Source organism: Cupriavidus necator A5-1 (assembly GCF_000744095.1).
Taxonomy (GTDB): Bacteria; Pseudomonadota; Gammaproteobacteria; order Burkholderiales; family Burkholderiaceae; genus Cupriavidus; species Cupriavidus necator_A.
Window position 1 is genome coordinate 92053 of record NZ_JQLI01000003.1, and the last position, 25120, is coordinate 117172.

At 63.5% G+C, this 25120-nt stretch carries 28 protein-coding genes, 1 tRNA gene and 1 pseudogene; 24 read left to right on the plus strand and 6 right to left on the minus strand.

What is annotated here, in order from left to right:
- Positions 1–173 precede the first annotated feature (173 nt).
- From hisA to K307_RS21485, 10 genes are all read left to right on the plus strand, one after another.
- The gene (gene hisA / locus K307_RS21440; protein WP_042882614.1) at positions 174–920 is read left to right on the plus strand and encodes a 1-(5-phosphoribosyl)-5-[(5-phosphoribosylamino)methylideneamino]imidazole-4-carboxamide isomerase; all 747 of its coding nucleotides are present in this window, start codon (positions 174–176) and stop codon (positions 918–920) included.
- Positions 921–1001: 81 nt separating this feature from the next.
- Positions 1002–1772: an imidazole glycerol phosphate synthase subunit HisF gene (hisF, locus tag K307_RS21445; protein WP_013958201.1), complete on the plus strand. Its 771-nt coding sequence runs from the start codon at positions 1002–1004 to the stop codon at positions 1770–1772.
- A gap of 2 nt (positions 1773–1774) precedes the next feature.
- Positions 1775–2179, plus strand: a complete 405-nt coding sequence (hisI, locus tag K307_RS21450) for a phosphoribosyl-AMP cyclohydrolase (RefSeq protein WP_022536808.1) — start codon at positions 1775–1777, stop codon at positions 2177–2179.
- Positions 2176–2553: a phosphoribosyl-ATP diphosphatase gene (locus tag K307_RS21455; protein WP_042882615.1), complete on the plus strand. Its 378-nt coding sequence runs from the start codon at positions 2176–2178 to the stop codon at positions 2551–2553. Before hisI ends, K307_RS21455 begins: the two co-directional genes overlap by 4 nt.
- 97 nt (positions 2554–2650) lie before the next feature.
- Positions 2651–3043 carry a DUF4870 family protein gene (locus K307_RS21460; RefSeq protein ID WP_042882616.1) on the plus strand — a complete coding sequence of 131 codons (393 nt, stop codon included), beginning with the start codon at positions 2651–2653 and terminating at the stop codon, positions 3041–3043.
- Between the two features lie 64 nt (positions 3044–3107).
- A complete protein-coding gene (locus K307_RS21465) occupies positions 3108–3464 on the plus strand; it encodes a histidine triad nucleotide-binding protein (RefSeq protein ID WP_042882618.1) in 357 nt (118 codons plus the stop codon).
- Positions 3465–3610: 146 nt separating this feature from the next.
- The gene (gene tatA / locus K307_RS21470; protein ID WP_042882620.1) at positions 3611–3853 is read left to right on the plus strand and encodes a Sec-independent protein translocase subunit TatA; all 243 of its coding nucleotides are present in this window, start codon (positions 3611–3613) and stop codon (positions 3851–3853) included.
- Between the two features lie 93 nt (positions 3854–3946).
- Complete coding sequence (tatB, locus tag K307_RS21475) at positions 3947–4465, plus strand: Sec-independent protein translocase protein TatB (RefSeq protein WP_042882622.1); 519 nt, start codon at positions 3947–3949, stop codon at positions 4463–4465.
- A 127-nt stretch (positions 4466–4592) separates the two neighbouring features.
- On the plus strand, positions 4593–5381 hold the full coding sequence (tatC, locus tag K307_RS21480; protein WP_042882624.1) for a twin-arginine translocase subunit TatC: 789 nt from the start codon (positions 4593–4595) through the stop codon (positions 5379–5381).
- Positions 5382–5624: 243 nt separating this feature from the next.
- Complete coding sequence (locus K307_RS21485; protein WP_042882626.1) at positions 5625–6734, plus strand: porin; 1110 nt, start codon at positions 5625–5627, stop codon at positions 6732–6734.
- Between the two features lie 506 nt (positions 6735–7240).
- Here K307_RS21485 and K307_RS21490 read toward each other — a convergent pair.
- Complete coding sequence (locus tag K307_RS21490; protein WP_042882628.1) at positions 7241–8434, minus strand: Do family serine endopeptidase; 1194 nt, start codon at positions 8432–8434, stop codon at positions 7241–7243.
- 20 nt (positions 8435–8454) lie between these two features.
- On the opposite strand from K307_RS21490, the gene K307_RS21495 reads away from it, so the two are divergent.
- Positions 8455–9201 carry a Nif3-like dinuclear metal center hexameric protein gene (locus K307_RS21495; RefSeq protein ID WP_042882629.1) on the plus strand — a complete coding sequence of 249 codons (747 nt, stop codon included), beginning with the start codon at positions 8455–8457 and terminating at the stop codon, positions 9199–9201.
- A gap of 78 nt (positions 9202–9279) precedes the next feature.
- Here K307_RS21495 and mscL read toward each other — a convergent pair whose 3' ends face one another.
- Positions 9280–9705 carry a large conductance mechanosensitive channel protein MscL gene (gene mscL, locus K307_RS21500; RefSeq protein WP_042882630.1) on the minus strand — a complete coding sequence of 142 codons (426 nt, stop codon included), beginning with the start codon at positions 9703–9705 and terminating at the stop codon, positions 9280–9282.
- Positions 9706–9917: 212 nt separating this feature from the next.
- Between mscL and petA the strand changes: the two genes are divergently transcribed.
- The 8 genes and pseudogenes from petA to K307_RS21540 all read left to right on the plus strand — a co-directional run bounded on the left by petA (position 9918) and on the right by K307_RS21540 (position 16112).
- Complete coding sequence (petA, locus tag K307_RS21505) at positions 9918–10535, plus strand: ubiquinol-cytochrome c reductase iron-sulfur subunit (protein WP_042882632.1); 618 nt, start codon at positions 9918–9920, stop codon at positions 10533–10535.
- A gap of 2 nt (positions 10536–10537) precedes the next feature.
- Positions 10538–11941 carry a cytochrome b gene (locus K307_RS21510; protein WP_042882634.1) on the plus strand — a complete coding sequence of 468 codons (1404 nt, stop codon included), beginning with the start codon at positions 10538–10540 and terminating at the stop codon, positions 11939–11941.
- Positions 11942–11977: 36 nt separating this feature from the next.
- On the plus strand, positions 11978–12721 hold the full coding sequence (locus K307_RS21515; RefSeq protein ID WP_042882635.1) for a cytochrome c1: 744 nt from the start codon (positions 11978–11980) through the stop codon (positions 12719–12721).
- A 205-nt stretch (positions 12722–12926) separates the two neighbouring features.
- Positions 12927–13538, plus strand: coding sequence for a glutathione S-transferase N-terminal domain-containing protein (locus tag K307_RS21520; RefSeq protein WP_008643086.1), 612 nt, complete (start codon positions 12927–12929; stop codon positions 13536–13538).
- 57 nt (positions 13539–13595) lie between these two features.
- The gene (locus tag K307_RS21525; RefSeq protein WP_042882636.1) at positions 13596–14084 is read left to right on the plus strand and encodes a ClpXP protease specificity-enhancing factor; all 489 of its coding nucleotides are present in this window, start codon (positions 13596–13598) and stop codon (positions 14082–14084) included.
- A 54-nt stretch (positions 14085–14138) separates the two neighbouring features.
- Positions 14139–14214: transfer RNA gene (locus tag K307_RS21530), tRNA-Thr, on the plus strand.
- A gap of 207 nt (positions 14215–14421) precedes the next feature.
- The gene (locus K307_RS21535; protein WP_155301241.1) at positions 14422–15354 is read left to right on the plus strand and encodes a sensor histidine kinase; all 933 of its coding nucleotides are present in this window, start codon (positions 14422–14424) and stop codon (positions 15352–15354) included.
- A pseudogene (locus tag K307_RS21540) lies at positions 15351–16112 on the plus strand (LytR/AlgR family response regulator transcription factor). The gene K307_RS21535 and the pseudogene K307_RS21540 overlap by 4 nt, the downstream one beginning before the upstream one ends.
- Before the next feature lie 15 nt (positions 16113–16127).
- Here the strand turns inward: K307_RS21540 and K307_RS21545 are convergent.
- Positions 16128–16460 carry a 2TM domain-containing protein gene (locus tag K307_RS21545; RefSeq protein ID WP_042882639.1) on the minus strand — a complete coding sequence of 111 codons (333 nt, stop codon included), beginning with the start codon at positions 16458–16460 and terminating at the stop codon, positions 16128–16130.
- 335 nt (positions 16461–16795) lie between these two features.
- On the opposite strand from K307_RS21545, the gene K307_RS21550 reads away from it, so the two are divergent.
- From K307_RS21550 to K307_RS21565, 4 genes are all read left to right on the plus strand, one after another.
- The gene (locus K307_RS21550; protein ID WP_230625984.1) at positions 16796–17512 is read left to right on the plus strand and encodes a FadR/GntR family transcriptional regulator; all 717 of its coding nucleotides are present in this window, start codon (positions 16796–16798) and stop codon (positions 17510–17512) included.
- A 104-nt stretch (positions 17513–17616) separates the two neighbouring features.
- Positions 17617–19038 carry an amidase family protein gene (locus K307_RS21555; RefSeq protein ID WP_042882642.1) on the plus strand — a complete coding sequence of 474 codons (1422 nt, stop codon included), beginning with the start codon at positions 17617–17619 and terminating at the stop codon, positions 19036–19038.
- A 15-nt stretch (positions 19039–19053) separates the two neighbouring features.
- Positions 19054–20058 carry a Bug family tripartite tricarboxylate transporter substrate binding protein gene (locus tag K307_RS21560; RefSeq protein ID WP_042882643.1) on the plus strand — a complete coding sequence of 335 codons (1005 nt, stop codon included), beginning with the start codon at positions 19054–19056 and terminating at the stop codon, positions 20056–20058.
- A gap of 377 nt (positions 20059–20435) precedes the next feature.
- Entirely contained in the window at positions 20436–21320 is an 885-nt protein-coding gene (locus tag K307_RS21565) for an endo alpha-1,4 polygalactosaminidase (protein WP_042882645.1), read from the plus strand.
- Here K307_RS21565 and K307_RS21570 read toward each other — a convergent pair.
- Positions 21305–21820 carry a M48 family metallopeptidase gene (locus tag K307_RS21570; protein WP_042882775.1) on the minus strand — a complete coding sequence of 172 codons (516 nt, stop codon included), beginning with the start codon at positions 21818–21820 and terminating at the stop codon, positions 21305–21307. The genes K307_RS21565 and K307_RS21570 overlap by 16 nt on opposite strands.
- Before the next feature lie 49 nt (positions 21821–21869).
- Entirely contained in the window at positions 21870–22094 is a 225-nt protein-coding gene (locus K307_RS21575) for a hypothetical protein (RefSeq protein ID WP_010812270.1), read from the minus strand.
- Between the two features lie 139 nt (positions 22095–22233).
- Between K307_RS21575 and ettA the strand changes: the two genes are divergently transcribed.
- The gene (gene ettA / locus K307_RS21580; RefSeq protein ID WP_042882646.1) at positions 22234–23901 is read left to right on the plus strand and encodes an energy-dependent translational throttle protein EttA; all 1668 of its coding nucleotides are present in this window, start codon (positions 22234–22236) and stop codon (positions 23899–23901) included.
- A gap of 47 nt (positions 23902–23948) precedes the next feature.
- On the opposite strand, the gene K307_RS21585 is transcribed toward ettA, so the two are convergent.
- Positions 23949–25103, minus strand: a complete 1155-nt coding sequence (locus K307_RS21585) for a metallophosphoesterase (protein WP_042882648.1) — start codon at positions 25101–25103, stop codon at positions 23949–23951.
- Positions 25104–25120 lie beyond the last annotated feature (17 nt).

Consider the following 25120-nt stretch of genomic DNA (forward strand, 5'->3'; position numbering starts at 1 on the left):
CCTCGCGGCACGATCCAGGCACGACCGGACACCCGAATCGCTTTTTTACCGATCTATCGACCGCTAACTCGACCCGTTCATTCGACCAAGTTCCCGATCGATTATCGACCCAGACCTGACCGGCAGTGCCGGTCTCGCTCAACTTCCCTTACTCAACCACGCTCGTCACGCATATGTTGCTCATTCCGGCCATCGACCTGAAGGACGGTCAGTGTGTACGCCTCAAACAAGGCGACATGGACCAGGCCACCGTCTTTTCCGAAGATCCCGCCGCCATGGCACGTCACTGGGTGGAGCAGGGCGCGCGGCGCCTGCACCTGGTGGACCTGAACGGCGCATTTGTCGGCAAGCCCCGCAACGAGGCCGCCATCAAGGCCATCATCGCCGAGGTGGGCGACGAGATCCCGGTGCAGCTGGGCGGCGGCATCCGCGACCTGAACACCATCGAACGCTGGCTGGATGACGGCCTGTCGTACGTCATCATCGGCACGGCCGCGGTCAAGAACCCCGGTTTCCTGAAGGACGCCTGCTCGGCCTTCGGCGGCCATATCATCGTTGGCCTGGACGCCAAGGATGGTAAGGTGGCCACCGACGGCTGGAGCAAGCTGACCGGCCATGAAGTGGCGGACCTGGCGCGCAAGTACGAGGACTATGGCGTCGAGGCCATCATCTACACCGATATCGGCCGCGACGGCATGCTCCAGGGGATCAATATCGACGCCACCGTCAAGCTGGCGCAGTCGATGTCGATTCCGGTGATCGCCAGCGGCGGACTGTCCAACCTGGCAGATATCGACAATCTGTGCGCGGTTGAGCGCGAAGGCGTGGAAGGTGTCATCTGCGGCCGCGCGATCTACTCCGGGGACCTCAACTTTGCCGATGCGCAGGCGCGGGCCGACAAGCTGCGCGACGGGCAATAAGCCAACGCGCCATGGGCGCAGCCGCCGCCATCGCCGCCGTTTCGTCGAAAACAGCGGCGATGGCGGTGGACAAGGAATCTCATGCTAGCCAAACGTATCATCCCCTGCCTGGACGTGACCAACGGGCGGGTGGTCAAGGGCGTCAACTTCGTCGAGCTGCGCGATGCGGGCGATCCCGTGGAAATCGCGCGCCGCTACGACGAGCAGGGCGCAGATGAGATCACATTCCTGGACATCACCGCGACCAGCGACGGACGCGACCTGATGCTGCACATCATCGAGGATGTGGCCTCGCAGGTCTTTATCCCGCTGACGGTGGGTGGCGGCGTGCGCACGGTCGAAGACGTGCGGCGCCTGCTCAATGCCGGCGCGGACAAGATTAGCGTGAACTCGTCGGCCATCGCCAATCCGCAGCTGGTGTCGGACGCGACCGCAAAGTACGGCTCGCAGTGCATCGTGGTGGCAATCGACGCCAAGCGCAGTTCCGCCCCGGGCGAAGCGCCGCGCTGGGAAGTCTTCACCCACGGCGGGCGCAAGGCCACCGGGCTGGACGCGGTCGAATGGGCGCGCGAAATGGCCGCGCGCGGCGCCGGCGAGATCCTGCTGACCAGCATGGACCGCGACGGCACCAAGAGCGGCTTCGACCTCGAACTGACCCGCGCCGTCAGCGACGCCGTGCCGGTGCCGGTGATCGCCTCGGGCGGCGTCGGCGGCCTGCAGGACCTGGCCGACGGCATCACCCAGGGCCGCGCCGACGCGGTGCTGGCCGCCAGCATCTTCCACTACGGGCAACACACCGTGGGCGAAGCCAAGGCATTCATGGCCCGCGAGGGCATTCCCGTGCGGATCTGATCATGGCAAAGAAGTGGCTCAACAAGGTCAAGTGGGACGATAACGGGCTGGTGCCGGTGATCGTGCAGGAAGTCGGCTCGAACGACGTGCTGATGTTCGCGTTCATGAACCGCGACGCCCTGCAGCGCACCGTGGAGCTGGGCGAGGCCGTGTTCTGGTCGCGCTCGCGCAAGCGCCTGTGGCACAAGGGCGAAGAGTCCGGCCACGTGCAGAAGGTGCATGAGATCCGGCTGGACTGCGACGAGGACGTGGTGCTGCTCAAGGTCACGCAGGTCGACAGCATCGCCTGCCATACCGGGCGCCATTCCTGCTTCTTCCAGAAGTTCGACGGCGACGCCGAATCGGGCGACTGGCACACGGTCGAGCCGGTGCTGAAGGACCCTGCGCAGATCTACACCAAGCCATGAGCGACACCCAACTCAGCAGCAACGATGTGCTGGCGCGCCTGGCCGAAGTGCTGGAATCGCGCAAGCCCGCCAACGGCGGCGATCCCGACAAGTCCTATGTCGCGCGCCTGTTCAGCAAGGGCGACGACGCCATCCTGAAGAAGATCGGCGAAGAAGCCACCGAGACCGTGATGGCCGCCAAGGACGCGCGCGCCGCCGGCCAGAGCGGCGCCGACGCCGCCAAGGTGGTCTATGAAGTGGCCGACCTGTGGTTCCACAGCATGGTATTGCTGGCAAACTTCGGCCTGACGCCGACCGACGTGGTCAACGAACTGGCGCGGCGCGAAGGCTTGTCCGGCCTGGAAGAGAAGGCGCGGCGCAAGGACCAGGGCTGACCGGCAAGGATCTGCGAGCATCTGATCTATATAGCGCCGGCCAGGTTTCCGCCTGCCTTTCCACAGGAAAACGGCAGGCTCGACAACAAGGGCAAACATGGCCAACGACTACACCGGGCAAGTCACGACGACTCCCAGCGGCGAACAGCTGAGCAGCCTGCGCAAACTGCTGCATATCCTGTATGCGCTGTATGCCATCTTCTGGCTGACCGGCGGCATCACCGCGCTGATCGCGATCGTGATCGACTACGTCAAGCGCGACGATGCGCGCGGCTCGCTGTATGCATCGCACTTCGCCTGGCAGATCCGCTCGTTCTGGTGGTCGGTGGTATGGGGCGTGCTGGGCGGCGTGTTGTTCGCCACGGTCGTGCTGATACCCCTTGCCTTTGCCGTCTGGGCCGTGTTGTCGCTGTGGATGCTGTATCGTATCGTCAAAGGCTGGCTGTACCTGAACGACAGCAAGCCGATGTACCCGGATCAGCAGTTCTGATGCCGGCGAGGCCGGGCCCCCGAACATGGCAGCGGGGCGCCTTGGCCGTCGCAATGAAAACTTCATGAACGCTCAGGATAATTGCATCTTCTGCAAGATCGTGGCCGGCCAGCTACCGTCGCGCAAAGTCTACGAAGACGACGACATGGTGGCCTTCCACGATATCCATCCCAAGGCCCCGGTACACTTGCTGGTCGTTCCCAAGTCGCATGTCGACTCGCTGGCCGATTGCGGCGCCGGCGAAGGGCAGGTGCTTGCTAGAATGCTACTTAAGGTGCCTGAACTCGCGCGCGCGGCTGGCTGCGCCAACGGTTTTCGGACGGTGATCAACACCGGCCCGGACGGCGGCCAGGTGATCTACCACCTGCACCTCCATGTGCTGGGTGGGCCGCGCCACGAGTGGAAGGGAACGCTGCCCTGATCGGGCGGCTTGGCATGGGAGCGCCTGCGGCGGCAACGCCCGGGCGGAAGCTGCGCCGGCAACCGTCGCCCGGCGCGGCCATAACGGGACGGAACAACGGGTCCGGGCATCAATGATTGCGCCCGAGGCTTCATCAGGAGCAAAAAATGGGTTCGTTTAGCATTTGGCACTGGCTGATCGTGCTGGTGATCGTCATGCTCGTGTTCGGCACCAAGAAACTGCGCAATATCGGCCAGGACCTGGGCGGCGCGGTCAAGGGCTTCAAGGACGGCATGAAGGACGGTGAAGACAAGGCGGCACAGGCTGGCCAGCCGGCCCAGGCCAAGGAACTGCGCGATTCCACCACCATTGATGTCGACGCCAAGGAAAAGTCCCGCCAGCAGCAGTAAGCCGGCAGTGTGCCATCCCCTTCCCGCAATCGTGGCTGCCTGCGCATGCGCGCATCCGCTGTTCTTCGCATGTTGTCCGCATGACGTGTCCGCATGATTGATCTCGGCATTTCCAAGCTGGCACTGATCGGCGCCGTGGCACTGATCGTGATCGGTCCCGAGCGCCTGCCCAAGGTTGCCCGTACAGTGGGCGCGCTCGTCGGGCGCGCGCAGCGCTATATCAACGACGTCAAGGCGGAAGTCAGCCGCGAGGTCGAGCTGGAAGAGCTGCGCAAGATGCGCACTGAATTCGAGGATGCGGCGCGCGACGTCGAGCGCACCATCCACAAGGAAGTCAGCGAGCAGACCCAGGCCCTGAACGAGGCGCTGGGCGGTGCCGAGTCCGGCATCGGTGCCAGCGGCGCAGGCTCCGGCAGTGGCGACGGCTTCGTGCCCAGCTGGGACGCGGCGCACAAGGCGCACAACGGGCGCAAGAGCTGGCGCGTGAAGCAGGGGGCGCGTCCGCTGTGGTTCAAGCGCCAGCACAATGTCCGGGTCTGGGTGCAGTCGGGTGCCGCGCGCGTAAAGCGCCACCGCCCGGCCACCCGCCCGTCCCGTTCCTTCTTCGAGTAAGCATGGCCCGCGGCGACACCTTGCCGGCCTGCGTTCCGGCTGCCGCCGTCGTGCTCGCGCAAGCGCGCCGCGCCGTGCTTCAGATCGACTCCACCTTGCCAGCCAGTGCGGCTGAGCGGTTCACGCCATGAGCGACACCCCGTCCCCCGATCCCCAAGACGAATCGCAGCAGGAAACTTTCATTTCCCATCTGATCGAGCTGCGCCAGCGCCTGGTCAAGGCGGTGGCCGGGATCATCCTGGTCTTCGTCAGCCTGGTCTACTGGGCCCCGGTGATCTTTAACCTGTTTGCAGCGCCGCTGATGGAGTCGCTGCCCAAGGGCGGCAGGATGATTGTCACGGACGTCACCGGCTCGTTCTTCGTGCCGATGAAGGTCACGCTGCTGGTGGCCTTCCTGATCGCGCTGCCCTGGGTGCTGTACCAGGTCTGGCAGTTTGTCGCGCCCGGCCTGTACCAGCATGAGAAGCGCCTGATCCTGCCGCTGGTGTCGAGCAGCTACTTCCTGTTCCTGTGCGGCGTGGCGTTTGCGTATTTCCTGGTGTTCCCGACGGTGTTCCACTTCATGGCGCACTACAACGCGCCGCTCGGGGCGGACATGTCGACCGACATCGACAAGTATCTGAGCTTCGCCATGACGACCTTCCTGGCCTTCGGCATCACCTTCGAGGTGCCGGTGGTGGTGATCGTGTTGGTGCGTTTCGGAGTGGTGGAGCTGGAAAAGCTCAAGCAGATCCGCCCCTATGTGATCGTCGGGGCCTTCATCATTGCCGCCGTCGTGACTCCGCCCGATGTGCTGTCGCAGCTACTGCTGGCAGTGCCGCTGGTGGCGCTCTATGAACTGGGGCTGATCATGGCCCGCTTCATCGGCAAACCGTCTGCCGAGTCTGCCGCTTCAGGGGAAACGCAGACCGACTAATCCCGCTGAGGTAGATATTCCGATGCCGCCAATCCCCGTTTTTGCACCAAAACGGGGATTTTTTTCGGCAATCCTGTTGTTCGATCACAACATAAACCGCCGCAAAGCATGGTTTACGCCGAAAAAGCCTTCTGAGGGCCGGGGGGGCTGGCACATAATACGCAGCAGACGTGAATGTAAATACGTCGCCCAAGCACTTGGGCAACCAAGATTTCCCAATCAGTTGACAAGGAAAGTGTCGATATGAAGATGAAACTGTTTGCTGCTGCCGTCGCCGCTCTGGCCGCTGGCGGCGCTTATGCCCAGTCGAGCGTAACCCTGTACGGCGTGGCTGATGTCGGCCTCGAGTACAACAACCATGCCAACGCCGCTGGCGATGACGTGTACCGCATGTCGTCGGGCAACCAGTCCGGTTCGCGCTGGGGCCTGCGTGGCGTGGAAGACCTGGGCGGCGGCCTGAAGGGCGTGTTCGTGCTGGAAAGCGGCTTTAACCTGGACAACGGTACTTCGGCCCAAGACGGTCGTCTGTTCGGTCGTCAAGCCTACGTCGGTCTGCAGAGCCAATACGGTTCGCTGCTGCTGGGCCGTCAACAGACCTCGTTCTATGACTTCGGCCTGATCTATGACCCGATGGCCATTTCGTCGCGCTACGGTATCCTGGGTCAGGATGCAGCGTTTGCTTCGCGTGCCGACAACACCGTCAAGTACATCGGTACCTTCGGTGGCCTGACCGCTTCGGCGTTCTACAGCTTCAACAACAACGGCAACGAAACCGCTGGCGCCTTCCGCCGCGGCCAAGAGTACGGCGCGCTGGTGAGCTACGCAGCTGGCCCGTTCTCGATTGGTGCTGCCTATGACGAAATCCATGGCACCACGACCGGTCCCGCTGTCGCTCCCGTCGACGCGAGCGGCCAGAAGGTTCGTCGTGCTACCGTCGGCGCTAACTACGCCTTCGGTCCGGCCAAGGTCTACGCCGGCTATCGCTGGGCCAAGGCCTTCGACGGCGCCGCGCTGCCTGGCGGCATTGCGACTGAAAATGGTGTGACGACCATTGCTACGGCTTCGAACCTGTACTGGCTGGGTCTGGGCTACCAGCTGACCCCGGCGTTCTCGCTGTCGGGCGCTGCGTACTACCAAGACTTCCGCAACACCAGCGCGGATCCGTGGCAGTTCGTGGTCACGGCCGACTACGCGCTGTCGAAGCGTACCGACGTGTACACCTCGGTGTCGTACGCTCTGAACGACAAGGGCTCGCAGCTGGGCGTGAACGGCTTCAACTCGTCGACCACGACGAACGTCAAGCCGGGCTCGAACCAGATCGGTGCTGTGGTTGGTCTGCGCCACAAGTTCTAATCTGACGCGGGCGTAAGCTCGCTTAGGATTGGCTTGAAGCAAAAGGGCCGGCATCCGCAAGGATGCCGGCCCTTTGTCTTGTGTGGCGCCAGATGCTGTGACAGGCTGTTGCGCTGTGTTACGGTGCTGTCGTGCTGCACATCGATGGTCGGCCGGAGAAGTGGGGGCGGCCTGGATGCCTGCTGCTGCGCCGGGGCGTGGATCGGGTGCTCTGTTGCCGACGCCTGCCTGCACGATCACGGGCGGTGTCGCTGCATCTGCCCACGACGACGCGGTAGTGAGTGCCGCCGTGGTTAGCAGTGCGGCTCTCCTCGATCCGCATGTCATCGAGGGCCGGCGGTGATCTTTTCGCTCGGCGCCTTTGTCCTCCCGGAACGCCTGAACCGTTCTCCCGCTCGCGCGGCCTTCGCTGCTCTACCGCGATGCGACGGTCAATCGGACCGTAGGTACAAAAAACCCCGCCTTCCAGGGGCGGGGTTTTTCGTCAAGGGCACATCGGCCGGGACTCACTCTTCCTCTTCAAACGGCAGCGCCCGGCGCGGCGGCGGAGGCCGTTTGCCGATCGTCACCGTCAGGTCGGTTGGCTTGCCGCGGCGGATCACGGTCATCTTGATGTCCACACCCGGCTTAAGCTGGGCAATCGCGTTGAGCAGAGCGGTCGTGTCGGTGATCGCCTGGCCGTCCACCTTGGCCAGCACATCGCCCGGCTTCACGCCCGCCTTGTCGGCCGGGCCGCCCTGGACCACCGCGGCGATCAGTGCACCTTCCTTCGCGTCGAGCCCGAACGATTCGGCAATCTCCGGCGTCATGTCCTGCGGTTCAACGCCGATCCAGCCGCGCGTCACGCTGCCGGTGGAGATGATCGACTCCATCACCTGCTTGGCGGTCGACACGGGAATCGCAAAGCCGATACCCAGCGAGCCGCCCGAGCGCGAGTAGATTGCCGTGTTGATGCCCAGCAGGTTGCCCTGCGCATCCACCAGGGCGCCGCCCGAGTTGCCCGGGTTGATGGCAGCGTCGGTCTGGATGAAGTTCTCGAAGGTGTTGATGCCCAGGTGGCTGCGGCCCAGCGCCGACACAATGCCCATGGTCACGGTCTGGCCGACACCGAACGGGTTGCCGATCGCCAGCACCACGTCCCCGACCTTCACATTCTCGAGCCGCCCCAGCGTGATCGCGGGCAGATCCTTGAGCGTCACCTTCAGCACGGCCAGGTCGGTTTCCGGATCCGAGCCCACCACCTTGGCGTCGGCCTTCCGACCGTCGGTCAGCGCCACCTCGATCTCGTCGGCCCCATCCACCACGTGGTGGTTGGTTAGAATATAACCCTCGGAACTGACAATGACGCCCGAGCCCAGGCTGGAGACCGGCTCCTGCCGTTCCGGCAGCCGGTCGCCGAAGAAGAAGCGGAACCACGGATCCTCGGCCTGCGGGTTGGGCGAGCGCTTTGAACCGTTCTTGCTGGTAAAGATATTGACGACCGCCGGCATCGCTTCCCGCGCGGCTTCGCTATAGGACCCCTCGGCAGACGGGCCCGACACGTTGGGCACCACTTCCTTGAGCGCCACGATCGGCGAACCGGACTGTACCGCCACGCGCCCCCGCTGCAGCCAGTCAGGCTTCAGTGTGGCCACGACGAACCAGACCGCCAGCACGACGGTGACAGCCTGGGCAAAGAACAGCCAAAAGCGCCGCAACATATTGGAGTTTTGAGCAGAAAATGAAAACAAAAGAGCTTGAATTGTACTTGAACGACCTGTTGGAAGTTCCCCGTTACAAGGACTATTGTCCCAACGGGCTGCAAGTGCAAGGTTGCCCGGAAGTCACTCACGTAGTGACGGGGGTGACGGCAAGCCTGGCATTGGTCGATGCCGCGATCGAGGCCGGCGCCGATGCCATCCTCGTCCATCACGGCTACTTCTGGAAAAACGAGGATGCGCGCGTGGTGGGACAGAAGCATGCGCGCCTGAAGCGGCTGCTGGGTGCGGACGTCAACCTCTTTGCCTTCCACCTCCCGCTGGACAACCATCCCGAATTCGGCAATAACGCCCAGCTCGGCCTGCAACTTGGCTTCACGCCGACCGGCCGCTTCAGCGAGGACCAGCTCGGCTGGACCGGCACACTGCCCGCGCCGATGCCGCTCGCCGCGCTGGCCGCACATGTGGGCGGGGTGCTCGAGCGCGAGCCGCTGGTCATCGGCGAGCCGGAGCAGATGATCCGCACCATTGGCTGGTGCACGGGAGGGGCACAAGGCTATTTCGACGCAGCGGTCGCCGCGGGCGTCGATGCCTACCTCAGTGGCGAGGTTTCGGAGCAGACCACGCACCTGGCGCGCGAGAGCGGCGTGGCCTATCTCGCTGCAGGCCACCACGCCACCGAGCGCTATGGCATCCGCTCGCTCGGGGAGCATGTGGCGCAGCGCTTCGGCCTGCGCCATACATTCATCGATATTCCGAATCCTGTCTGACGCAAAACAAAACGGCCCCATCGGGGCCGTTATATCTTCCCGGGTCAGCGCGCAATGCAGCGCACGGCCGGGTTCCGCTCAACGCGCCTTGAGGCTGTCGCGGATCTCACGCAGCAGCACCACTTCTTCGGGCGGCGCTGCGGGCGGCGGAGGCGGTTCCTTCTCGCGCATCCGGTTGAACGCGCGCACCATCATGAAGATGATAAAGGCAAGAATGAGAAAGTTGACCACGATGGTCAGGAAATTGCCGTAGGCAAACACGGGCACCCCGGCCTTCTTCAGCGCATCCAGCGTCATGGGCGTTCCGGGTGGGGGATCGGCCAGTGTGACGAACATATTGGAGAAGTCCAGCTTGCCGATAATGCGGCCCACCACCGGCATGATCAGGTCGTTGACCACTGAATCCACGATCTTTCCGAAGGCAGCGCCGATGATCACGCCGACCGCCAGGTCGATCACGTTGCCGCGCACGGCGAAGGTTCTGAATTCCGAGATCATGCCCATTGGGGTTCTCCTTCTTGTTGCCAGCGATGAACGGTTTCAAGCGAAAGCCTGCCGCATCACTGCCCGGAAAGCAAGCACACAAGCGGATTTCCGGCAAGCACGTCCGATAATCGTACGGGCCAGTGGCAATTTCTGCCTATCTAGCGCGCAGGTGTCTAAGGTACACTTTATGGTTGACGCAAAATCTAAATTGACTTCCCCTGGGGTTTGGAATGAGTGACCAGCAAGACGTGAAGAGCGTGGATAAAGGTCGCCGCAATTGGTTGATCGCGACATCCGTCGCTGGCGGCGTCGGAGGCGTAGCGGTAGCGGTTCCTTTCGTCAGTACGTTTGCACCTTCGGAGAAGGCCAAGGCCGCGGGTGCGCCAGTCGAGGCAGATATCGGCGCGCTCAAGCCCGGCGAGATGATGACTGTCGAGTGGCGCGGCAAACCGGTCTGGATCATGCGGCGTACTGAAGAACAGCTTGCGTCGCTGAAGAAGACGGACGGCGAAGTGGCCGATCCCACTTCCGATATTCCATTCACCATGCCGACGCCCGAGTACTGCAAGAACGAAACCCGTTCGCGCCCGGAGCACAAGGACGTCCTGGTCGTGGTGGGTATCTGTTCCCACCTTGGGTGCTCGCCTTCCGGCCCCTTCGGCCCCGGCGCCAATCCTCAGCTCGGCACTGATCCCGGTTTCCTCTGCCCCTGCCATGGTTCGACCTTCGACCTCGCCGGGCGTGTCTTCAAGAACAAGCCGGCTCCGCAGAATCTCGATGTTCCCCCCTACCAGTTCCTGACCGATACCAAGATTGTGATCGGCAAGGACGAGAAAGGAGAAGCCTGATCATGGCGGCCGAAAAACAAGTCAAGACCACCGGCCTGCTCGGCTGGATCGACGCCCGCTTCCCCGCAACCCAGCTCTGGGAAGACCACCTCTCCAAGTACTACGCGCCGAAGAACTTCAACTTCTGGTACTTCTTCGGTTCGCTGGCACTGCTGGTGCTGGTGATCCAGATCGTCACCGGCATTTTCCTGGTGATGAACTACAAGCCCGACGGCACGCTCAACGCCGCCGGCATTCCCGTGGCCTTCGCCAGCGTGGAATACATCATGCGCGAAGTCCCCTGGGGCTGGCTGGTGCGCTACATGCACTCGACCGGCGCCTCGGCCTTCTTCGTCGTGGTCTACCTGCATATGTTCCGGGGCCTGCTGTACGGTTCGTACCGCAAGCCGCGCGAGCTGGTCTGGATCTTCGGCTGCCTGATCTTCCTGAGCCTGATGGCCGAAGCCTTCATGGGCTACCTGCTGCCGTGGGGCCAGATGTCGTACTGGGGCGCCCAGGTGATCGTGAACCTGTTCTCGGCGATTCCCGTGATCGGCCAGGACCTGTCGCTGTTCATCCGCGGTGACTACGTGGTGAGCGACGCGACGCTGAACCGCTTCTTCTCGTTCCACGTCATCGCCGTGCCGCTGGTGCTGCTGGCGCTGGTCATCGCCCACATCATCGCGCTGCACGAAGTGGGCTCGAACAACCCGGACGGCGTCGAGATCAAGGCCAAGAAGGACGAGAACGGTATCCCGCTGGACGGCATCCCGTTCCACCCGTACTACTCGGTGCACGACACGCTGGGCGTTGCCGGCTTCCTGCTCATCTTCTCGGCCGTGATCTTCTTCTTCCCGGAAGTGGGCGGCTATTTCCTGGAGCACAACAACTTCTTCCCGGCCGATCCGCTGAAGACCCCGCCGCATATCGCGCCGGTCTGGTACTTCACGCCGTTCTACTCGATGCTGCGCGCGACCACGTCGAACTTCCTGCCGATCCTGTGGGTGTTCTTCGCGCTGCTGCTCGGCATGGTGTTCCTGCGCAGCAAGGATGCACGCGTGAAGATCGGCGCTATCGCCGTTGCGGTGGTCCTGGCCGTGGGCTTCTACTTCATCGACGCCAAGTTCTGGGGCGTGCTGGTGATGGGCGGCTCGGTCGTGATCCTGTTCTTCCTGCCGTGGCTGGACCACTCGCCGGTCAAGTCCATCCGCTATCGTCCCGCTTTCCACAAGACCATCCTGATCGTCTTCGTGGTGGTGTTCCTGGTTCTCGGCTACCTCGGCGTGCAACCGCCGTCGCCGGTGGGTGAGAAGGTGTCGCAGCTCGGTACGCTGCTGTACTTCGCCTTCTTCCTGACCATGCCGCTGTGGAGCCGTGTCGGCGAGTTCAAGCCGGTCCCGGAGCGTGTCACGTTCCACCCGCACTGAGCGAAGCGAACCCCGACAAGAGCACAAGGACACAAGATGAAAAAGCTGCTTTCCATCATCGCGCTGGCCGGCGCCTGCTTTGCCGCCGCGCCCGCCATGGCCAGCGAAGGGGGCTTCCCCCTGGAGCCGGCACCGGTGAACACCGCCGACCTGTCGTCGCTGCAGCGCGGCGCCAAGCTGTTCGTCAACTACTGCCTGAATTGCCACGGCGCGTCGATGATGCGCTACAACCGGCTCAAGGACATCGGCCTGACCGATGACCAGATCCGCGAGAACCTGCTGTTCAGCGCGGACAAGGTTGGCGAGACCATGACCATCTCCATGCAGCCGAAGGAAGCCAAGGCCTTCTTCGGCGCGCAGCCGCCCGACCTGTCGGTGATCGCCCGCGCCCGCGGCGACGACTGGCTCTACACCTACCTGCGCACGTTCTACCGTGACGACAGCCGCGCCACCGGCTGGAACAACCTGGTGTTCCCGAGCGTCGGCATGCCGCACGTGCTGTGGGAACTGCAGGGCCAGCGCGCCGCCAAGTTCACGGAAGTGGAAGAGCACGGCGAGAAGGTCCACAAGTTCGCCGGCTTCGAGCAACTGAGCCAGGGCAAGATGAGCAAGGTCGAGTATGACCAGGCCACCGCCGACCTGGTCGGCTTCCTGGACTGGATGGCCGAGCCCGCGCAGAACCACCGCAAGCGCCTGGGCGTCTGGGTGTTGCTGTTCCTGGGCGTGTTCACGGTCTTTGCCTGGCGCCTGAATGCTGCTTACTGGAAGGACGTGAAGTAAGCTGGCGCAGCAGTCGTTTAGGAAAAGGCCAGATGCGGACGTTGCGAAGGCAGCACCGCTCTGGCCTTTTCTCTTTAAAAATGTGCAGGGAACGCACCGAAAAAGTGCGCTGTTTTCAACTTATTTGCTTTTCGGTGCCCGGTTTTGGCAGAATGGCAGACCTTATCGTCCGACCCTGCTTCGGCTAAGCCCAAGGAATCCAACCATGATGGTGTTGTATTCGGGTACGACTTGCCCGTTTTCCCAACGTTGCCGCCTTGTCCTGTTTGAAAAGGGCATGGATTTTGAAATCCGCGACGTCGATCTGTTCAACAAGCCCGAAGATATTTCGGTGATGAACCCGTACGGCCAGGTCCCCATCCTGGTCGAGCGCGACCTCATCCTGTATGAGTCGAACATCATCAACGAATACATCGACGAGCGCTTCCCGCATCCGCAGCTGATGCCGGCGGACCCGGTGCAGCGCGCCCGCGCCCGCCTGTTCCTCTTCAATTTCGAAAAGGAACTGTTCACGCACGTCTACGTGCTGGAAAACGAAAAGGGGAAGGCCGCGGAGAAGAACCACGAGCGTGCCCGCGCCGCGATCCGCGACCGCCTGACGCAGCTCGCGCCGATCTTCGTCAAGAACAAGTACATGCTGGGCGAAGAGTTCTCGATGCTCGACGTCGCCATTGCGCCGCTGCTGTGGCGCCTGGACCACTACGGCATCGAGCTGTCGAAGAACGCCGCGCCGCTGCTGAAGTATGCTGAACGCATTTTCAGCCGTCCCGCGTACATCGAAGCGCTCACCCCGTCCGAGAAGGTGATGCGCCGCTAACCGGCACCGGCCCGAAGGCATCCGCCCGCGGGCCACCACGGCGCCACTGGAAGCACAATGCCTGAAACCTCCACCAAGCCCTATTTGATCCGCGCCATCTATGAATGGTGCACGGACAACGGCTTCACGCCGTACATCGCCGTCTTCGTCGACGCCAACACCAACGTGCCGCGCGAGTTCGTCAAGAACAACGAGATCGTGCTCAACGTAAGCTTCGACGCCACCAGCGGCCTGGACATGGGCAACGAGTGGATCACCTTCAGTGCGCGCTTTGGGGGTGTCTCGCGCAAGATCGAAGTCCCCGTGGAGAATGTGCTGGCGATTTATGCGCGTGAGAACGGGCAGGGGATGGCCTTCCCGGTCGAACGCAGCGTGCCGGAAACTCAGGCGGCTACCGAGCGTGAAAACAATCCGCCCCCGAAGCTGTCTTCCGTCGAAGCCGAGTCGCCTGCAACCACTGCTGACAGCGGGCCTGGCGACGATGACACGCCGCCTCCGGTGCCCCGCATCGGCGCCAAGAAGCCTGCGTTGAAGGTGGTGAAGTAAGCCCCATCCCAAAGCGGGCCGCAATGCAGTAGAATCGCGGTCTGCACCAGATATGCCGGCTTAGCTCATCAGGTAGAGCAGTTGATTTGTAATCATCAGGTGGCGGGTTCGAGTCCTGCAGCCGGCACCAGCTAGAACGAAAGGGCCACGCAATTCGCGTGGCCCTTTTGCTTTGGTGACGCAGAACAGCGGACTGTCGATGACGCCGGCAACTATCCCTGTTGGCGCCGGATTTCCCGCGATTCGCACCGCCGACCTGTCGGTTCGCGCCAACTCTGTGTCAGGCTCAGAAGCGCGATGGTAACCTCGCTGCATCTCCGCCCCCAGCCGCACGCCCGTGCACTCTCCCGACTCCCGCACCTGGCGATCAGCCCTCGAGCAGCGCGCCTACGAAGACGCCCGCCGCCGCGTGCGCGCGCTGCGTTTCTTCTATATGCACGCCATGGTTTATTTGGCGGTCAACGCGTTGCTGATCGGCTTTCATCTCATAGCCGCGCCACACCGGCCCTGGTCGGGCGTCCCGCTGATGGGGTGGGGAATCGGGCTGGCGGTGCACGGCGTCATGACGTGGGGCCGCGTCGGCTTGCTCGGAAGGCGCTGGGAGGAACGCAAGATCGCGGAGTACATGGCGCAGGAGCAGGTGCGCACGCTATCGACGGAGAAGCAGCTTGTCGAAGCTCGCATGCGCCTGCTGCAGGCCCAGATCGAGCCCCACTTCCTGTTCAATACGCTCGCCAACGTGGTCAGCTTGATCGAGCCTGCGCCGCAGAAAGCCACGCTGATGCTGGAGCATTTCATCGCCTACCTGCGCGCGTCGCTGGCGGCAAGCCGTGCCACGCAAGGCACCGTGGCGCAGGAAGCGAAGCTGTTGCGCGATTATCTGGCCTTGATCAGGATCCGCATGGGCGACCGGTTGCATTACACGGTTGATGTCGATCCCGCGCTGGGACCGATGCCACTGGCGCCGATGCTTCTGCAGCCCGTGGTCGAGAACGCGATCAAGCATGGGCTGGAGCCAAAGATCGAAGGGGGGCGCTTGCTGGTGCGGCTGGAGCAGCGCGGCCCGCGCATGCTGGCGACCATTGAGGACGATGGCATGGGATTCCGGCCAACGGCTGGTGCCGGCGTCGGCCTCGCCAACCTGCGCGAACGGCTGGCGGTCCTGTATGACGGTGACGCCAACGTGCGGATCGAGGAGCGTTCGCCGGGGACTGCAATACTGATCGACATTCCGTTGCCTCGCCCAATCCGAACCGGAGATGCCCCATGACGCCGACCGCATTGATTGCCGACGACGAAGAGCATTTGCGCGCCTATTTGCGCGGGAAGCTGCAGCGATTGTGGCCGGAGCTGCAAATCGTCGCCGAGGCTGCGAATGGCATCGAGGCGGCGGATGCGATCGCAAGGCTGTCGCCGAGTGTGGCGTTCCTGGACATCAAGATGCCTGGGCTGTCGGGGCTTGAGGTGGCGCAAGGGATTGAAACGGATACGCGGCTGGTGTTCGTCACGGCTTATGACGAATTCGCGCTCGATGCCTTTGAGCGCGCTGCAGTCGATTACCTCGTCAAGCCGGTCAGTGAGGAACGTCTTGGCCGCACTATCGATCGGCTGCGCAAGGCATTGCAGGAAGCGGCGCCGCTGCCCGAGCTGGCCCAGCTACTGACCCAGCTGACGCGCGCCCAGCCGCGCGCGGAAAACGGTGCCTTGCTGCGCTGGGTGCGCGCCAGCCGCGGCAATACCACCAGCCACGTGCCGATCCAGGACGTGATGTATTTCCAGAGCGATGACAAGTACGTGGTGGTGCATACCCGCGATGGCGAACACCTGATTCGTACACCGCTGGCGGAGCTGATAGCCGGTCTTGATCCCGAGGTTTTCTGGCAGGTGCACCGATCGACCATCGTCAATATGGAGTAAGTGGCCGGCACGCGCCGCGATGATTCCGGACGGCTGTTTGTCAGGATGCGCGACAGCGATACCGAGCTGCCGGTATCGCGCGCGTGCATGCACCGGTTCAGGCAGATGTAGCCAGACCGGCAGGGTTCACTGACGATCCATGAATTCCTGGATCTTGCGCGCTTCCCAGTCACGCCCGCGGCGCGACAGCCGTGCCCACACGAGCAATCCATGTATGCCCAGACCCAGGCCCCAGGCCAGGGTAGTGGTCATCGGCCACGGCCAGCCATGGGTTGCATAGTGCGACCAGGCGGGCGTGGGAAAGTAAAAGAACCGGAACCAGAGCCAGGCATTGACGACAACGTAGACCAGAAGGTGGATGTACCAGCCCCGCAATGCGCGGACCATGCGGCGCGCGCGCCAGTAGGCCATGGCGTTGGGGTCGTTGGGCGGGAACTGGTGCGTCGATTCGTGGCGCATGGGATACCTCGTCATGGAGATGGTTGGCTTGCGTAAGGTATATGCCACTGCCAAGCGTCGTTCCACGCCCACGGGCCGAATCGACGGATTTTGTTCGCCAACGTGCGGATGGATAGCGCGAATGTCGCCGGCTTCGGCCTCTACGTGACTGCCACCCTGTCGCGACCCGCTCCCCGCCGACCGCAGTCTTTCGCTCCTGCGACCGGGAATACCCGCATTGGAAAAGCCTGGATCTTGATCATAATCATGATAATTATGATCATGAATACAGGGCGATGCACACGAAGCCTACTCCTCAGATAGAGGGCAGCAAACGCATAAAGCGTTCTGACCAAGTGGTCAACGATATCAAGCGCTGGATCGTCCAGACGCACCAGAAGGTCGGGGACAAGCTGCCCCAGGAAGCTGCGCTGATCGAACAGATGGGGGTTGCACGTGGGACGGTGCGGGAGGCGCTTGCCTCGCTGCAGGTGCAGGGGCTGGTAAAGGTCAGCACTGGCCCGAACGGCGGCGCCACGCTCACGCAACCGCCTTACGAACGATGCCTGGAGGCGGTCTCCAACTTCCTGTACTTCCAGTCGGTCGACATTGTCACGCTGTATGCCCTGCGGCGCGCGGTTGAGCCCGAGTTGGCCGCCAACGCCGCCTTGCGCCTGACCGATGCTGACATTGCCGATCTCGAAGCATTGGTCGGACTGAGCCATCCTGATCACGGTGGCAGCGCGGATTGGAACGAGCGGCGCGAAGCGGACCTGCTGTTTCACGACCGCCTGGCCGATTCTTGCAGCAGTCCGATGCTGGCGTTGTTCTGCCGCTTGCTCAACGACATCATCCGCCGCGTCATCGTGGTGCGTAACGCGCAAGACGATTTCGATCGCTTTGATGAAGAGATCTTCCACAGCCACCACGCACTGATCGATGCGTTCCGGTCGCGCGACCCGGAGCGTGCGCGTGCCCTGATGCAAGAGCACATGGAGCATGCGGAGTCCCTGGCTCTCGAGGCCGAATCCCGCGTGGATCGGGGCAGCTTGCTGATGAGCCCGGGCGACTGACCCACCGACGCGGGAGCGTCCCCCTTACCTGCACACCCAACCGCCATCTTCGCATCCGATATGGCGGGGGGGATTCCTATTGCCTGAATCCTGGGAGTCTTGACGTGAAACCTGCTGAATCGCTTTGGCGCTGGAGCGCTGTCGACATTGCTACTGCCGTGAGGCGGCGCGAAATCTCCTGTCGCGAAGTCACAACCAGCGTACTCGCACGCATCGAAGCCCTTAACCCTCGACTTAATGCGCTGGCAGAGGTGCTTGCAGAGCAGGCGCTGGCTAGTGCGGATGCGGCAGACCGACAGATCGCAGGCGGCACGCAGCTTGGGCCGCTCCATGGAGTGCCTGTCACGATCAAGATCAATGTTGACCAGGCGGGGCATGCGACTACCAACGGTGTGGTTCCACTGAAGAACAACATCGCGCATGAAGATTCTCCCGTGGTGGCTCATTGGCGCAGTGCCGGTGCCATTATTGTCGGGCGTAGCAATACCGCCACCTATTCCTCACGCTGGTTTACCGATAACGGCCTGCATGGACGCACGCTGAACCCGTGGGATTCGGCTATCACCCCAGGCGGCTCCAGCGGTGGCGCCGCTGCCGCCGTGGCTTGCGGAATGGGTGCGCTGGCGCATGGCAATGACATTGGCGGCTCCATTCGCTACCCGGCCTATGCCTGCGGCGTACCTGGCTTGCGGCCAACGATAGGGCGGGTGCCCGCATACAACCCGTCGGCAACTGTCGAACGGAGTATCACGCCGCAACTCATGTCCGTGCAGGGGCCGATCGCGCGGAGCATTGCCGACCTGCGTCTCGGATACCAAGCCATGGCACGCCACGATGGACGAGACCCGGCCTGGATTCCGGTGCCGCTGGACCTGCCGCTGCCGCCGGGTCCGATCCGCGTGGCGCTGTTCAAGCATTGTCCGGGCATTCCCATCGATCCTGCGGTCCGCGCGGCGCTGGACAGTGCTGCGCAATGGCTGCAGCAAGCCGGCTATGCCGTTGAGGAAGCTGGCCTGCCCGATTTCATGGAAGCTGCAGCGCTCTGGCGCACGCTGACGGTCGACGACAGCCGCCGGAACATCATTGCGGGCGTGGAGCAGCACGGTGACGAAGCCATGCGGCAAAGCCAGCGCAACATGCTTGACGGGATGCCGGAAACCGATCGCGATGAATTTCTTGATGCCCTGGCGCGGCGCCAGGCGATCGCACGAAACTGGTCGCTCTTCATGCAAAGGTTTCCGCTGGTGCTGATGCCTGTCTCCTGGCAGCGTCCAAGCCAGCAAGACGCGGATATCGGCACGCCTGAGCAGACCCGTGCCCTGCTCGACGCACAAAGCCCGTTGCTTGCAACCGCCATGCTAGGCATGCCCGGAATATCCGTGCCGACCGGCATGGCTGGCGGCGTGCCCGTCGGCGTGCAACTGCTGGCATGGCGCTTCCGAGAGGATCTGTTGCTGCGCGCCGGCCAGGCTATTGAAGACGCGGCCAACTTCACCCCATTCACCGACCTGCAACCCGGCATCTAGACCCTGGAGCATCCCATGAACGAACGCAATCCTGTTTCCGCACCACGGCTTTCGCGTCGCGCCTTGCTGGCCGGCACTGCTGCCGCCCTGTGTACGGGTGGTCTGCTCTCCAGGGCCGCATGGGGGCAAACCGTGTCGCGCATCATCGTGCCATTTCCGGCGGGCGGTGCAGCTGATTACATGGGCCGCTTATTGTCCGAAAAGCTGAAGGACACCATGGGTCATACCGTCATCGTCGACAACCGCCCCGGTGCCGGCACGCGGGTGGCGGCGGAAGTCCTGAAGAATGCCCCGGCTGACGGCAATACCGTGCTGCTGGCACCCGTTGACCCGATGTTCATCGGGCCGCTGATCTACAGCAATCTGCGTTTCAATCCCGCCACCGATTTCACTGCGATCACCGACGTGGCGGGCGTCCAGTTCGGATTGGCGGTCAGCGCAAGCTCGTCCATCAAGACATTGGCCGACTTTGTTAAGGCTGCCAAGTCCCAGCCGGCTGAGCATTCGATTGGCATCAGCACGGTTGGCACGCTGCTGCATTTTCTTGCCGTGGAGTTCGTGGCCCAGTCTCGCACCGGCTGCACGCTGGTGCCGTATCGCGGTGGCGCGGCGATGGTGACGGAGCTGATGGGCAATCAGATCGCGGCTGGCATGGACGCCATCACGACGTTTACCGAGTTCCATCGTGCCGGAAAGCTCCGCGTTCTGGCCGTGGCCGGCGAAAAACGCGCCGACGCCTTGCCCGGCGTGCCCACCTTTGCGGAGTCAGGCTTTCCCAACCTTGTGACCTCGTCGCGCTATCTGCTCTATGTCCGCGCCAACATGCCACCTAATGCGGCAGCGCAGTGGTATCAGTCCGTGCGCAAGGTCCTGGCTATGCCAGACGTCCGCGAAAAACTTGGGCGAGCAGGCTATGACGTCCTGCCCGGCGCCACCTCTGACGAGGTTGCCAGATTTTCGAGCGCACTGGCGGCACGCTGGACGCCTGTCATCAAAGCCTCGGGCTTCAAGGGGGATTGAGCACCGGCCCTGCCCGGCAGGGCCGATGACTGCGGGCGCAGGGCTTCCCCACTTCGCACCCATAAGCAGCCAGAGGGGTCTGCCTGCTATTACAGTCTGCCGCGCGTGCAGACCCGGTTCCCCACACCTCAGCGCGAGCTATTGACGAAGCAGCCGACAAAACGGTCCGGCTACATCTGAACCATCCAGATGATGTAGCCCATTTGCCTGGGTTGCGCCGCGCGAACAGTGGCCCCGAGTCATCCAACGGGGCATGGCAAACCTTCACGGGAATCCGCTAAAGTGCTTGAACCGTATCGGCAGGCCAACGGGTATGGGCAGGGACAACGCAGGCCGCCGATTTTGCTCGGGATTCACAACAGGGAAGGGTAAAAAAAATGAAAAGCAAATATGCTGCGCTTGCCGGGGTCATACTGTCCGCCGTACTGGGCGGCTGCGGCGGGGACGGGGAACAGACTGAGATGGTGTCGCCATCGGCGTCAACGATGGCAGCCACGACACCAAAGTACGCCGTCACGGCAACCACCACCAGCGCCACCACGCGCTGGGCGCCAGCTATCACCGACACCTGGCAGATCCAGCTCACCGGCAGGCTCAATACCAGCTACGCGGTGGTCGCCTACGACATTGACCTGTTCGACACGCCGACGGCCACCATCGCCACGCTCAAGGCACAGGGCCGGCGCGTAATCTGCTACTTCTCCGCCGGCAGCGCCGAAGACTGGCGCCCGGACTACAGCCAGTTCACCGCCGCCGACATGGGCGCACCGCTGTCCGGCTGGGCGGGAGAGCGCTGGCTCGATACGCGCTCGGCCAACGTGCGCCAGATCATGCAGGCACGTATGGATCTGGCGGTAAGCAAAGGCTGCGATGCGGTCGATCCGGACAACGTCGACGCCTACACCAACAGCCCCGGCCTGCCGCTGACGGCCGAGACCCAGCTCGACTACAACCGCTTCCTGGCGACCGAGGCGCATGCGCGCGGGCTGGCGGTGGGGTTGAAGAACGATGTCGGACAGGTGCCGGTGCTGGCGGCGGAATTCGATTTCGCCATCAATGAGTCGTGCCACCAGTACCAGGAGTGCGATACCTATTCGGCCTTCACTGGCCAGGGCAAGGCGGTGTTCAACATCGAATACCGGTCCAAGTACAAGACCGTGGCCCAGCGCAATGCGCTGTGTACGGGGGCGAAGGCAGCGAACCTGCGCACTCTGGTCATGCCGGCATACCTGGATGGCAGCTATCGCTACGCCTGCGACTGAGGGTCATCGCGGGACGGCTTTTCCAGCTCGCGCCACGCCAGCCACAAGCGCGTGTCGAACTCCAGCTGGTGGTAGCGCGGCTCCATGTGTTCGCAGAGCCGGTAGAAGGCCTTGTCGTGCTCACTCTCCTTCAGGTGGGCGAGCTCGTGCACGACGATCATGCGCAGGAATTCCGGCGGCGCTTCCTTGAACAGCGAGGCCACGCGGATTTCCTTCTTGGCCTTGAGCTTGCCACCCTGCACGCGCGAGATCGCGGTATGCAGGCCCAGCGCGCGCTGGGCGGAATCGAGCCGTGGGTCGAAGCCGACCTTGTGCAGCGGCGGCGCGCTGCGCAGATATTCCTGCTTGATGTCGGTGGTGTACTCGTACAGTGCGCGGTCGGTCTGCACGGTGTGGCGGCCGGGGTAGCGGCGCGCAATATGGTCGCCCAGACGGCCGGCGGCGATCAGCTCGCGTACCTGGTCGAGCACGCCGGGCGGGTAGCCGCCCAGGAAGCGCATCGGGTCCTTGCCGGCGGGGCGCCAGGTTTCAGTCACTGCAGCGGCCTGCTCAGTGGTGGTGGTGATGGTGGTGCATCCAGCTGTTGTCCAGCGAGTTGACGAAGGACTCGACCGCGTCCTTGTCGCCGGTGGCGTGGCGCATCATCTCGCCGCACTTGCAGAAGCCCTGGTACGGCGTGATGTGCGAGCACGCGGACGTCTTCTGCAGGTACAGCGTGACTGGTTTGGTGCACTTCTTGCACTTGAACTTCAGGGTCAGGGCGGGTTTGCTCATGGCGATGGCTTGAAAAATCGGCGGAAAGTCGAACCTGCCATTGTACCGGCGGGGGCGGAATCCGGCCGGGCGCGGGTGAGCGTGCCATGTCCGCCTGCTACACTCCCGCCATTCCCGAACAACCTTCCAACACGCACCCATGGCACAGTACGTTTTCACCATGAACCGCGTGGGCAAGATCGTCCCGCCCAAGCGTCACATCCTGAAAGACATCTCGCTGTCGTTCTTCCCCGGCGCCAAGATCGGCGTGCTGGGCCTGAACGGCTCGGGCAAGTCCACGCTGCTCAAGATCATGGCCGGCCTCGACAAGGAAATCGAGGGCGAAGCCACGCCGATGCCGAACCTGAACATCGGCTACCTGCCGCAGGAACCGCATCTCAATCCCGAGCAGACCGTGCGCGAGTCGGTGGAAGAGGCGCTCGGCGGCGTGTTCGAGGCGCGCAAGAAGCTCGACGAGATCTATGCGGCCTATGCCGAGCCGGACGCGGACTTCGACGCGCTGGCCGCCGACCAGGCCAAGTACGAGGCGATCCTGGCTGCCAGCGACGGCAACAATGTCGAGCTGCAGCTGGAGATCGCCGCCGACGCGCTGCGCCTGCCGCCATGGGACGCAACGATCGCCAACCTGTCCGGCGGCGAAAAGCGCCGCGTGGCGCTGTGCCGCCTGCTGCTGTCGCGCCCCGACATGCTGCTGCTCGACGAACCGACCAACCACCTGGACGCCGAGTCGGTGGACTGGCTGGAGCAGTTCCTGACGCGCTTCCCCGGCACCGTGGTCGCCGTGACCCACGACCGCTACTTCCTCGACAACGCCGCCGAGTGGATCCTGGAGCTGGACCGCGGCCAGGGCATCCCCTGGAAGGGCAACTACAGCTCGTGGCTGGACCAGAAGGAGGCGCGCCTGAAGCAGGAAGAGGCCAGCGAATCGGCCCGCCAGAAGGCGCTGCACAAGGAACTGGAGTGGGTGCGCCAGAACCCCAAGGGTCGCCAGGCCAAGTCCAAGGCGCGCCTGGCGCGCTTTGACGAGCTGAACAGCCAGGAATACCAGAAGCGCAACGAAACCCAGGAAATCTTCATCCCGGTGGGTGAGCGCCTGGGCAATGAAGTGATCGAGTTCGACGGCGTGAGCAAGGGCTACGGCGACCGCCTGCTGATCGACAACCTCAGCTTCAAGGTGCCGCCTGGCGCCATCGTCGGCATCATCGGCCCGAACGGCGCCGGCAAGTCGACCTTCTTCCGCATGCTGACCGGCAAGGAACAGCCGGACAGCGGCGAGATCAAGATCGGGCCGACCGTGAAGATGGCGTTCGTCGACCAGAGCCGCGACGCGCTGGACGGCACCAAGACCGTGTTCGAGGAAATCTCGGGCGGCGCCGACATCCTGACGGTGGGCAGGTACGAGACCCCGTCGCGCGCCTACATCGGCCGCTTCAACTTCAAGGGCGGCGACCAGCAGAAGCAGGTCGGCACGCTTTCGGGCGGTGAACGCGGCCGCCTGCACATGGCCAAGACGCTGATTGCCGGCGGCAACGTGTTGCTGCTGGATGAGCCGTCGAACGACCTCGACGTGGAAACGCTGCGGGCGCTGGAAGATGCGCTGCTGGAGTTTGCCGGCTGCGTGATGGTGATCTCGCACGATCGCTGGTTCCTGGACCGGATCGCGACGCATATCCTGGCGTTCGAGGGGGACTCGCATGTTGAGTTCTTCCCGGGGAACTACCAGGAGTACGAAGCCGACAAGAAGCGCCGGCTGGGTGAGGAAGGGGCCAAGCCTAAGCGGATTCGGTATAAGCCGATTGCACGGTGATCGGTTACTGATCGCGAAAGAGAACCAGGCCTGCGGGCCTGGTTTTTTTATTCTTGAGGCGCCCGCACCAACCTCACCCGCGTAATCTCCGACGGCGCCCCAAATCGCTTCGGCGGCCCCCAATACCCCGTACCCCGGCTCACATAGATCCACAGAGACCCATGCCGCACCAGCCCCGCCGTGTACGGCTGCTGCATCGGCACAAACAAATTCCACGGCCAGAACTGGCCGCCGTGGGTATGGCCCGAGAGTTGCAAGTCGAAGCCCGCTTCTTCCGCCGCCGGCGCCGTGCGCGGCTGGTGCGCCAGCAGCACCCGCACCGCGGCCTGTGCCGGCGCTCCCGCGATGGCGCGGTGCGGGTCGCTGCGATGGCTTTCATGGAATCGCCCCGCTGAGTAGTCGGTCACGCCGGCCAGCACCAGAGGATAGCCATCGTGCTGCAGCACCACGTGCTCGTTCATCAGCACGCGCAGCCCCAGCCGGCGCAACTCTTCGATCCACGGGCCGGCGCCCGCGTAGTACTCATGGTTGCCGGTGACGAAATAGGCGCCGTGGCGCGCCTTTAGTCGTGCCAGCGGCGCGGTGTGCGCCGACAGTTCGCGCACGGTGCCGTCGACCAGGTCGCCGGTGATGGCCACCGCGTCGGCCTGCAGGCTGTTGACGCGGTCAACGATGCGGTCCAGGTACGGCCGCTTGATGGTGGGGCCAACGTGGATATCACTGATCTGCGCGATGGTGAAGCCGTGCAGCGCCTCGGGCAGGCCGGCCACTGGGACGTCGACCTCGACCACGCGCGCCAGCCGGCGCGCATTGATATAGCCCGCCAGCGTGACCAGCAGCGCCAGCAACGGCACCGCCACGGCGCTGCCCGCGGCCAGGCCGGGTGCCTGCCAGTTGAGCAGCTTGCCCGCCACCCACGCGGCGGCCAGCGCCACGTCGCGTGCCAGCGTCAGCACCAGCAGGGACGAGAAAAATCCCATTGCCAGCATGCCGATCCAGGAAATCCGGTCCGACCACGGCTGGCTGAAGCGCCGCGCCAGCAAGCCGGCCGGCAGCAGTGCGCAGGAGATTGCCAGCCACACCGCGGCCAGCGCCTTGGCAACAACCGGCACCGGCATCGCCGGCAGCAGCCGCAGGCCAATATAGGCGTGCAGCAGGGCCGTCACTAAGGCGGCGGTCAGGATCGTGGTGCGAGGGGGCATGAGGGAGGGGGCGGAAC

What these genes read in the sequence shown, in the direction of transcription:
- hisA (WP_042882614.1), top strand. Translation starts at nt 174, where the DNA reads ATGTTGCTCATTCCGGCCATCGACCTGAAGGACGGTCAGTGTGTACGC.
- hisF (WP_013958201.1), top strand. Translation starts at nt 1,002, where the DNA reads ATGCTAGCCAAACGTATCATCCCCTGCCTGGACGTGACCAACGGGCGG.
- hisI (WP_022536808.1), top strand. Translation starts at nt 1,775, where the DNA reads ATGGCAAAGAAGTGGCTCAACAAGGTCAAGTGGGACGATAACGGGCTG.
- K307_RS21455 (WP_042882615.1), top strand. Translation starts at nt 2,176, where the DNA reads ATGAGCGACACCCAACTCAGCAGCAACGATGTGCTGGCGCGCCTGGCC.
- K307_RS21460 (WP_042882616.1), top strand. Translation starts at nt 2,651, where the DNA reads ATGGCCAACGACTACACCGGGCAAGTCACGACGACTCCCAGCGGCGAA.
- K307_RS21465 (WP_042882618.1), top strand. Translation starts at nt 3,108, where the DNA reads ATGAACGCTCAGGATAATTGCATCTTCTGCAAGATCGTGGCCGGCCAG.
- tatA (WP_042882620.1), top strand. Translation starts at nt 3,611, where the DNA reads ATGGGTTCGTTTAGCATTTGGCACTGGCTGATCGTGCTGGTGATCGTC.
- tatB (WP_042882622.1), top strand. Translation starts at nt 3,947, where the DNA reads ATGATTGATCTCGGCATTTCCAAGCTGGCACTGATCGGCGCCGTGGCA.
- tatC (WP_042882624.1), top strand. Translation starts at nt 4,593, where the DNA reads ATGAGCGACACCCCGTCCCCCGATCCCCAAGACGAATCGCAGCAGGAA.
- K307_RS21485 (WP_042882626.1), top strand. Translation starts at nt 5,625, where the DNA reads ATGAAGATGAAACTGTTTGCTGCTGCCGTCGCCGCTCTGGCCGCTGGC.
- K307_RS21490 (WP_042882628.1), bottom strand. Translation starts at nt 8,434, where the DNA reads ATGTTGCGGCGCTTTTGGCTGTTCTTTGCCCAGGCTGTCACCGTCGTG.
- K307_RS21495 (WP_042882629.1), top strand. Translation starts at nt 8,455, where the DNA reads ATGAAAACAAAAGAGCTTGAATTGTACTTGAACGACCTGTTGGAAGTT.
- mscL (WP_042882630.1), bottom strand. Translation starts at nt 9,705, where the DNA reads ATGGGCATGATCTCGGAATTCAGAACCTTCGCCGTGCGCGGCAACGTG.
- petA (WP_042882632.1), top strand. Translation starts at nt 9,918, where the DNA reads ATGAGTGACCAGCAAGACGTGAAGAGCGTGGATAAAGGTCGCCGCAAT.
- K307_RS21510 (WP_042882634.1), top strand. Translation starts at nt 10,538, where the DNA reads ATGGCGGCCGAAAAACAAGTCAAGACCACCGGCCTGCTCGGCTGGATC.
- K307_RS21515 (WP_042882635.1), top strand. Translation starts at nt 11,978, where the DNA reads ATGAAAAAGCTGCTTTCCATCATCGCGCTGGCCGGCGCCTGCTTTGCC.
- K307_RS21520 (WP_008643086.1), top strand. Translation starts at nt 12,927, where the DNA reads ATGATGGTGTTGTATTCGGGTACGACTTGCCCGTTTTCCCAACGTTGC.
- K307_RS21525 (WP_042882636.1), top strand. Translation starts at nt 13,596, where the DNA reads ATGCCTGAAACCTCCACCAAGCCCTATTTGATCCGCGCCATCTATGAA.
- K307_RS21545 (WP_042882639.1), bottom strand. Translation starts at nt 16,460, where the DNA reads ATGCGCCACGAATCGACGCACCAGTTCCCGCCCAACGACCCCAACGCC.
- K307_RS21560 (WP_042882643.1), top strand. Translation starts at nt 19,054, where the DNA reads ATGAACGAACGCAATCCTGTTTCCGCACCACGGCTTTCGCGTCGCGCC.
- K307_RS21565 (WP_042882645.1), top strand. Translation starts at nt 20,436, where the DNA reads ATGAAAAGCAAATATGCTGCGCTTGCCGGGGTCATACTGTCCGCCGTA.
- K307_RS21570 (WP_042882775.1), bottom strand. Translation starts at nt 21,820, where the DNA reads ATGCGCTTCCTGGGCGGCTACCCGCCCGGCGTGCTCGACCAGGTACGC.
- K307_RS21575 (WP_010812270.1), bottom strand. Translation starts at nt 22,094, where the DNA reads ATGAGCAAACCCGCCCTGACCCTGAAGTTCAAGTGCAAGAAGTGCACC.
- ettA (WP_042882646.1), top strand. Translation starts at nt 22,234, where the DNA reads ATGGCACAGTACGTTTTCACCATGAACCGCGTGGGCAAGATCGTCCCG.
- K307_RS21585 (WP_042882648.1), bottom strand. Translation starts at nt 25,103, where the DNA reads ATGCCCCCTCGCACCACGATCCTGACCGCCGCCTTAGTGACGGCCCTG.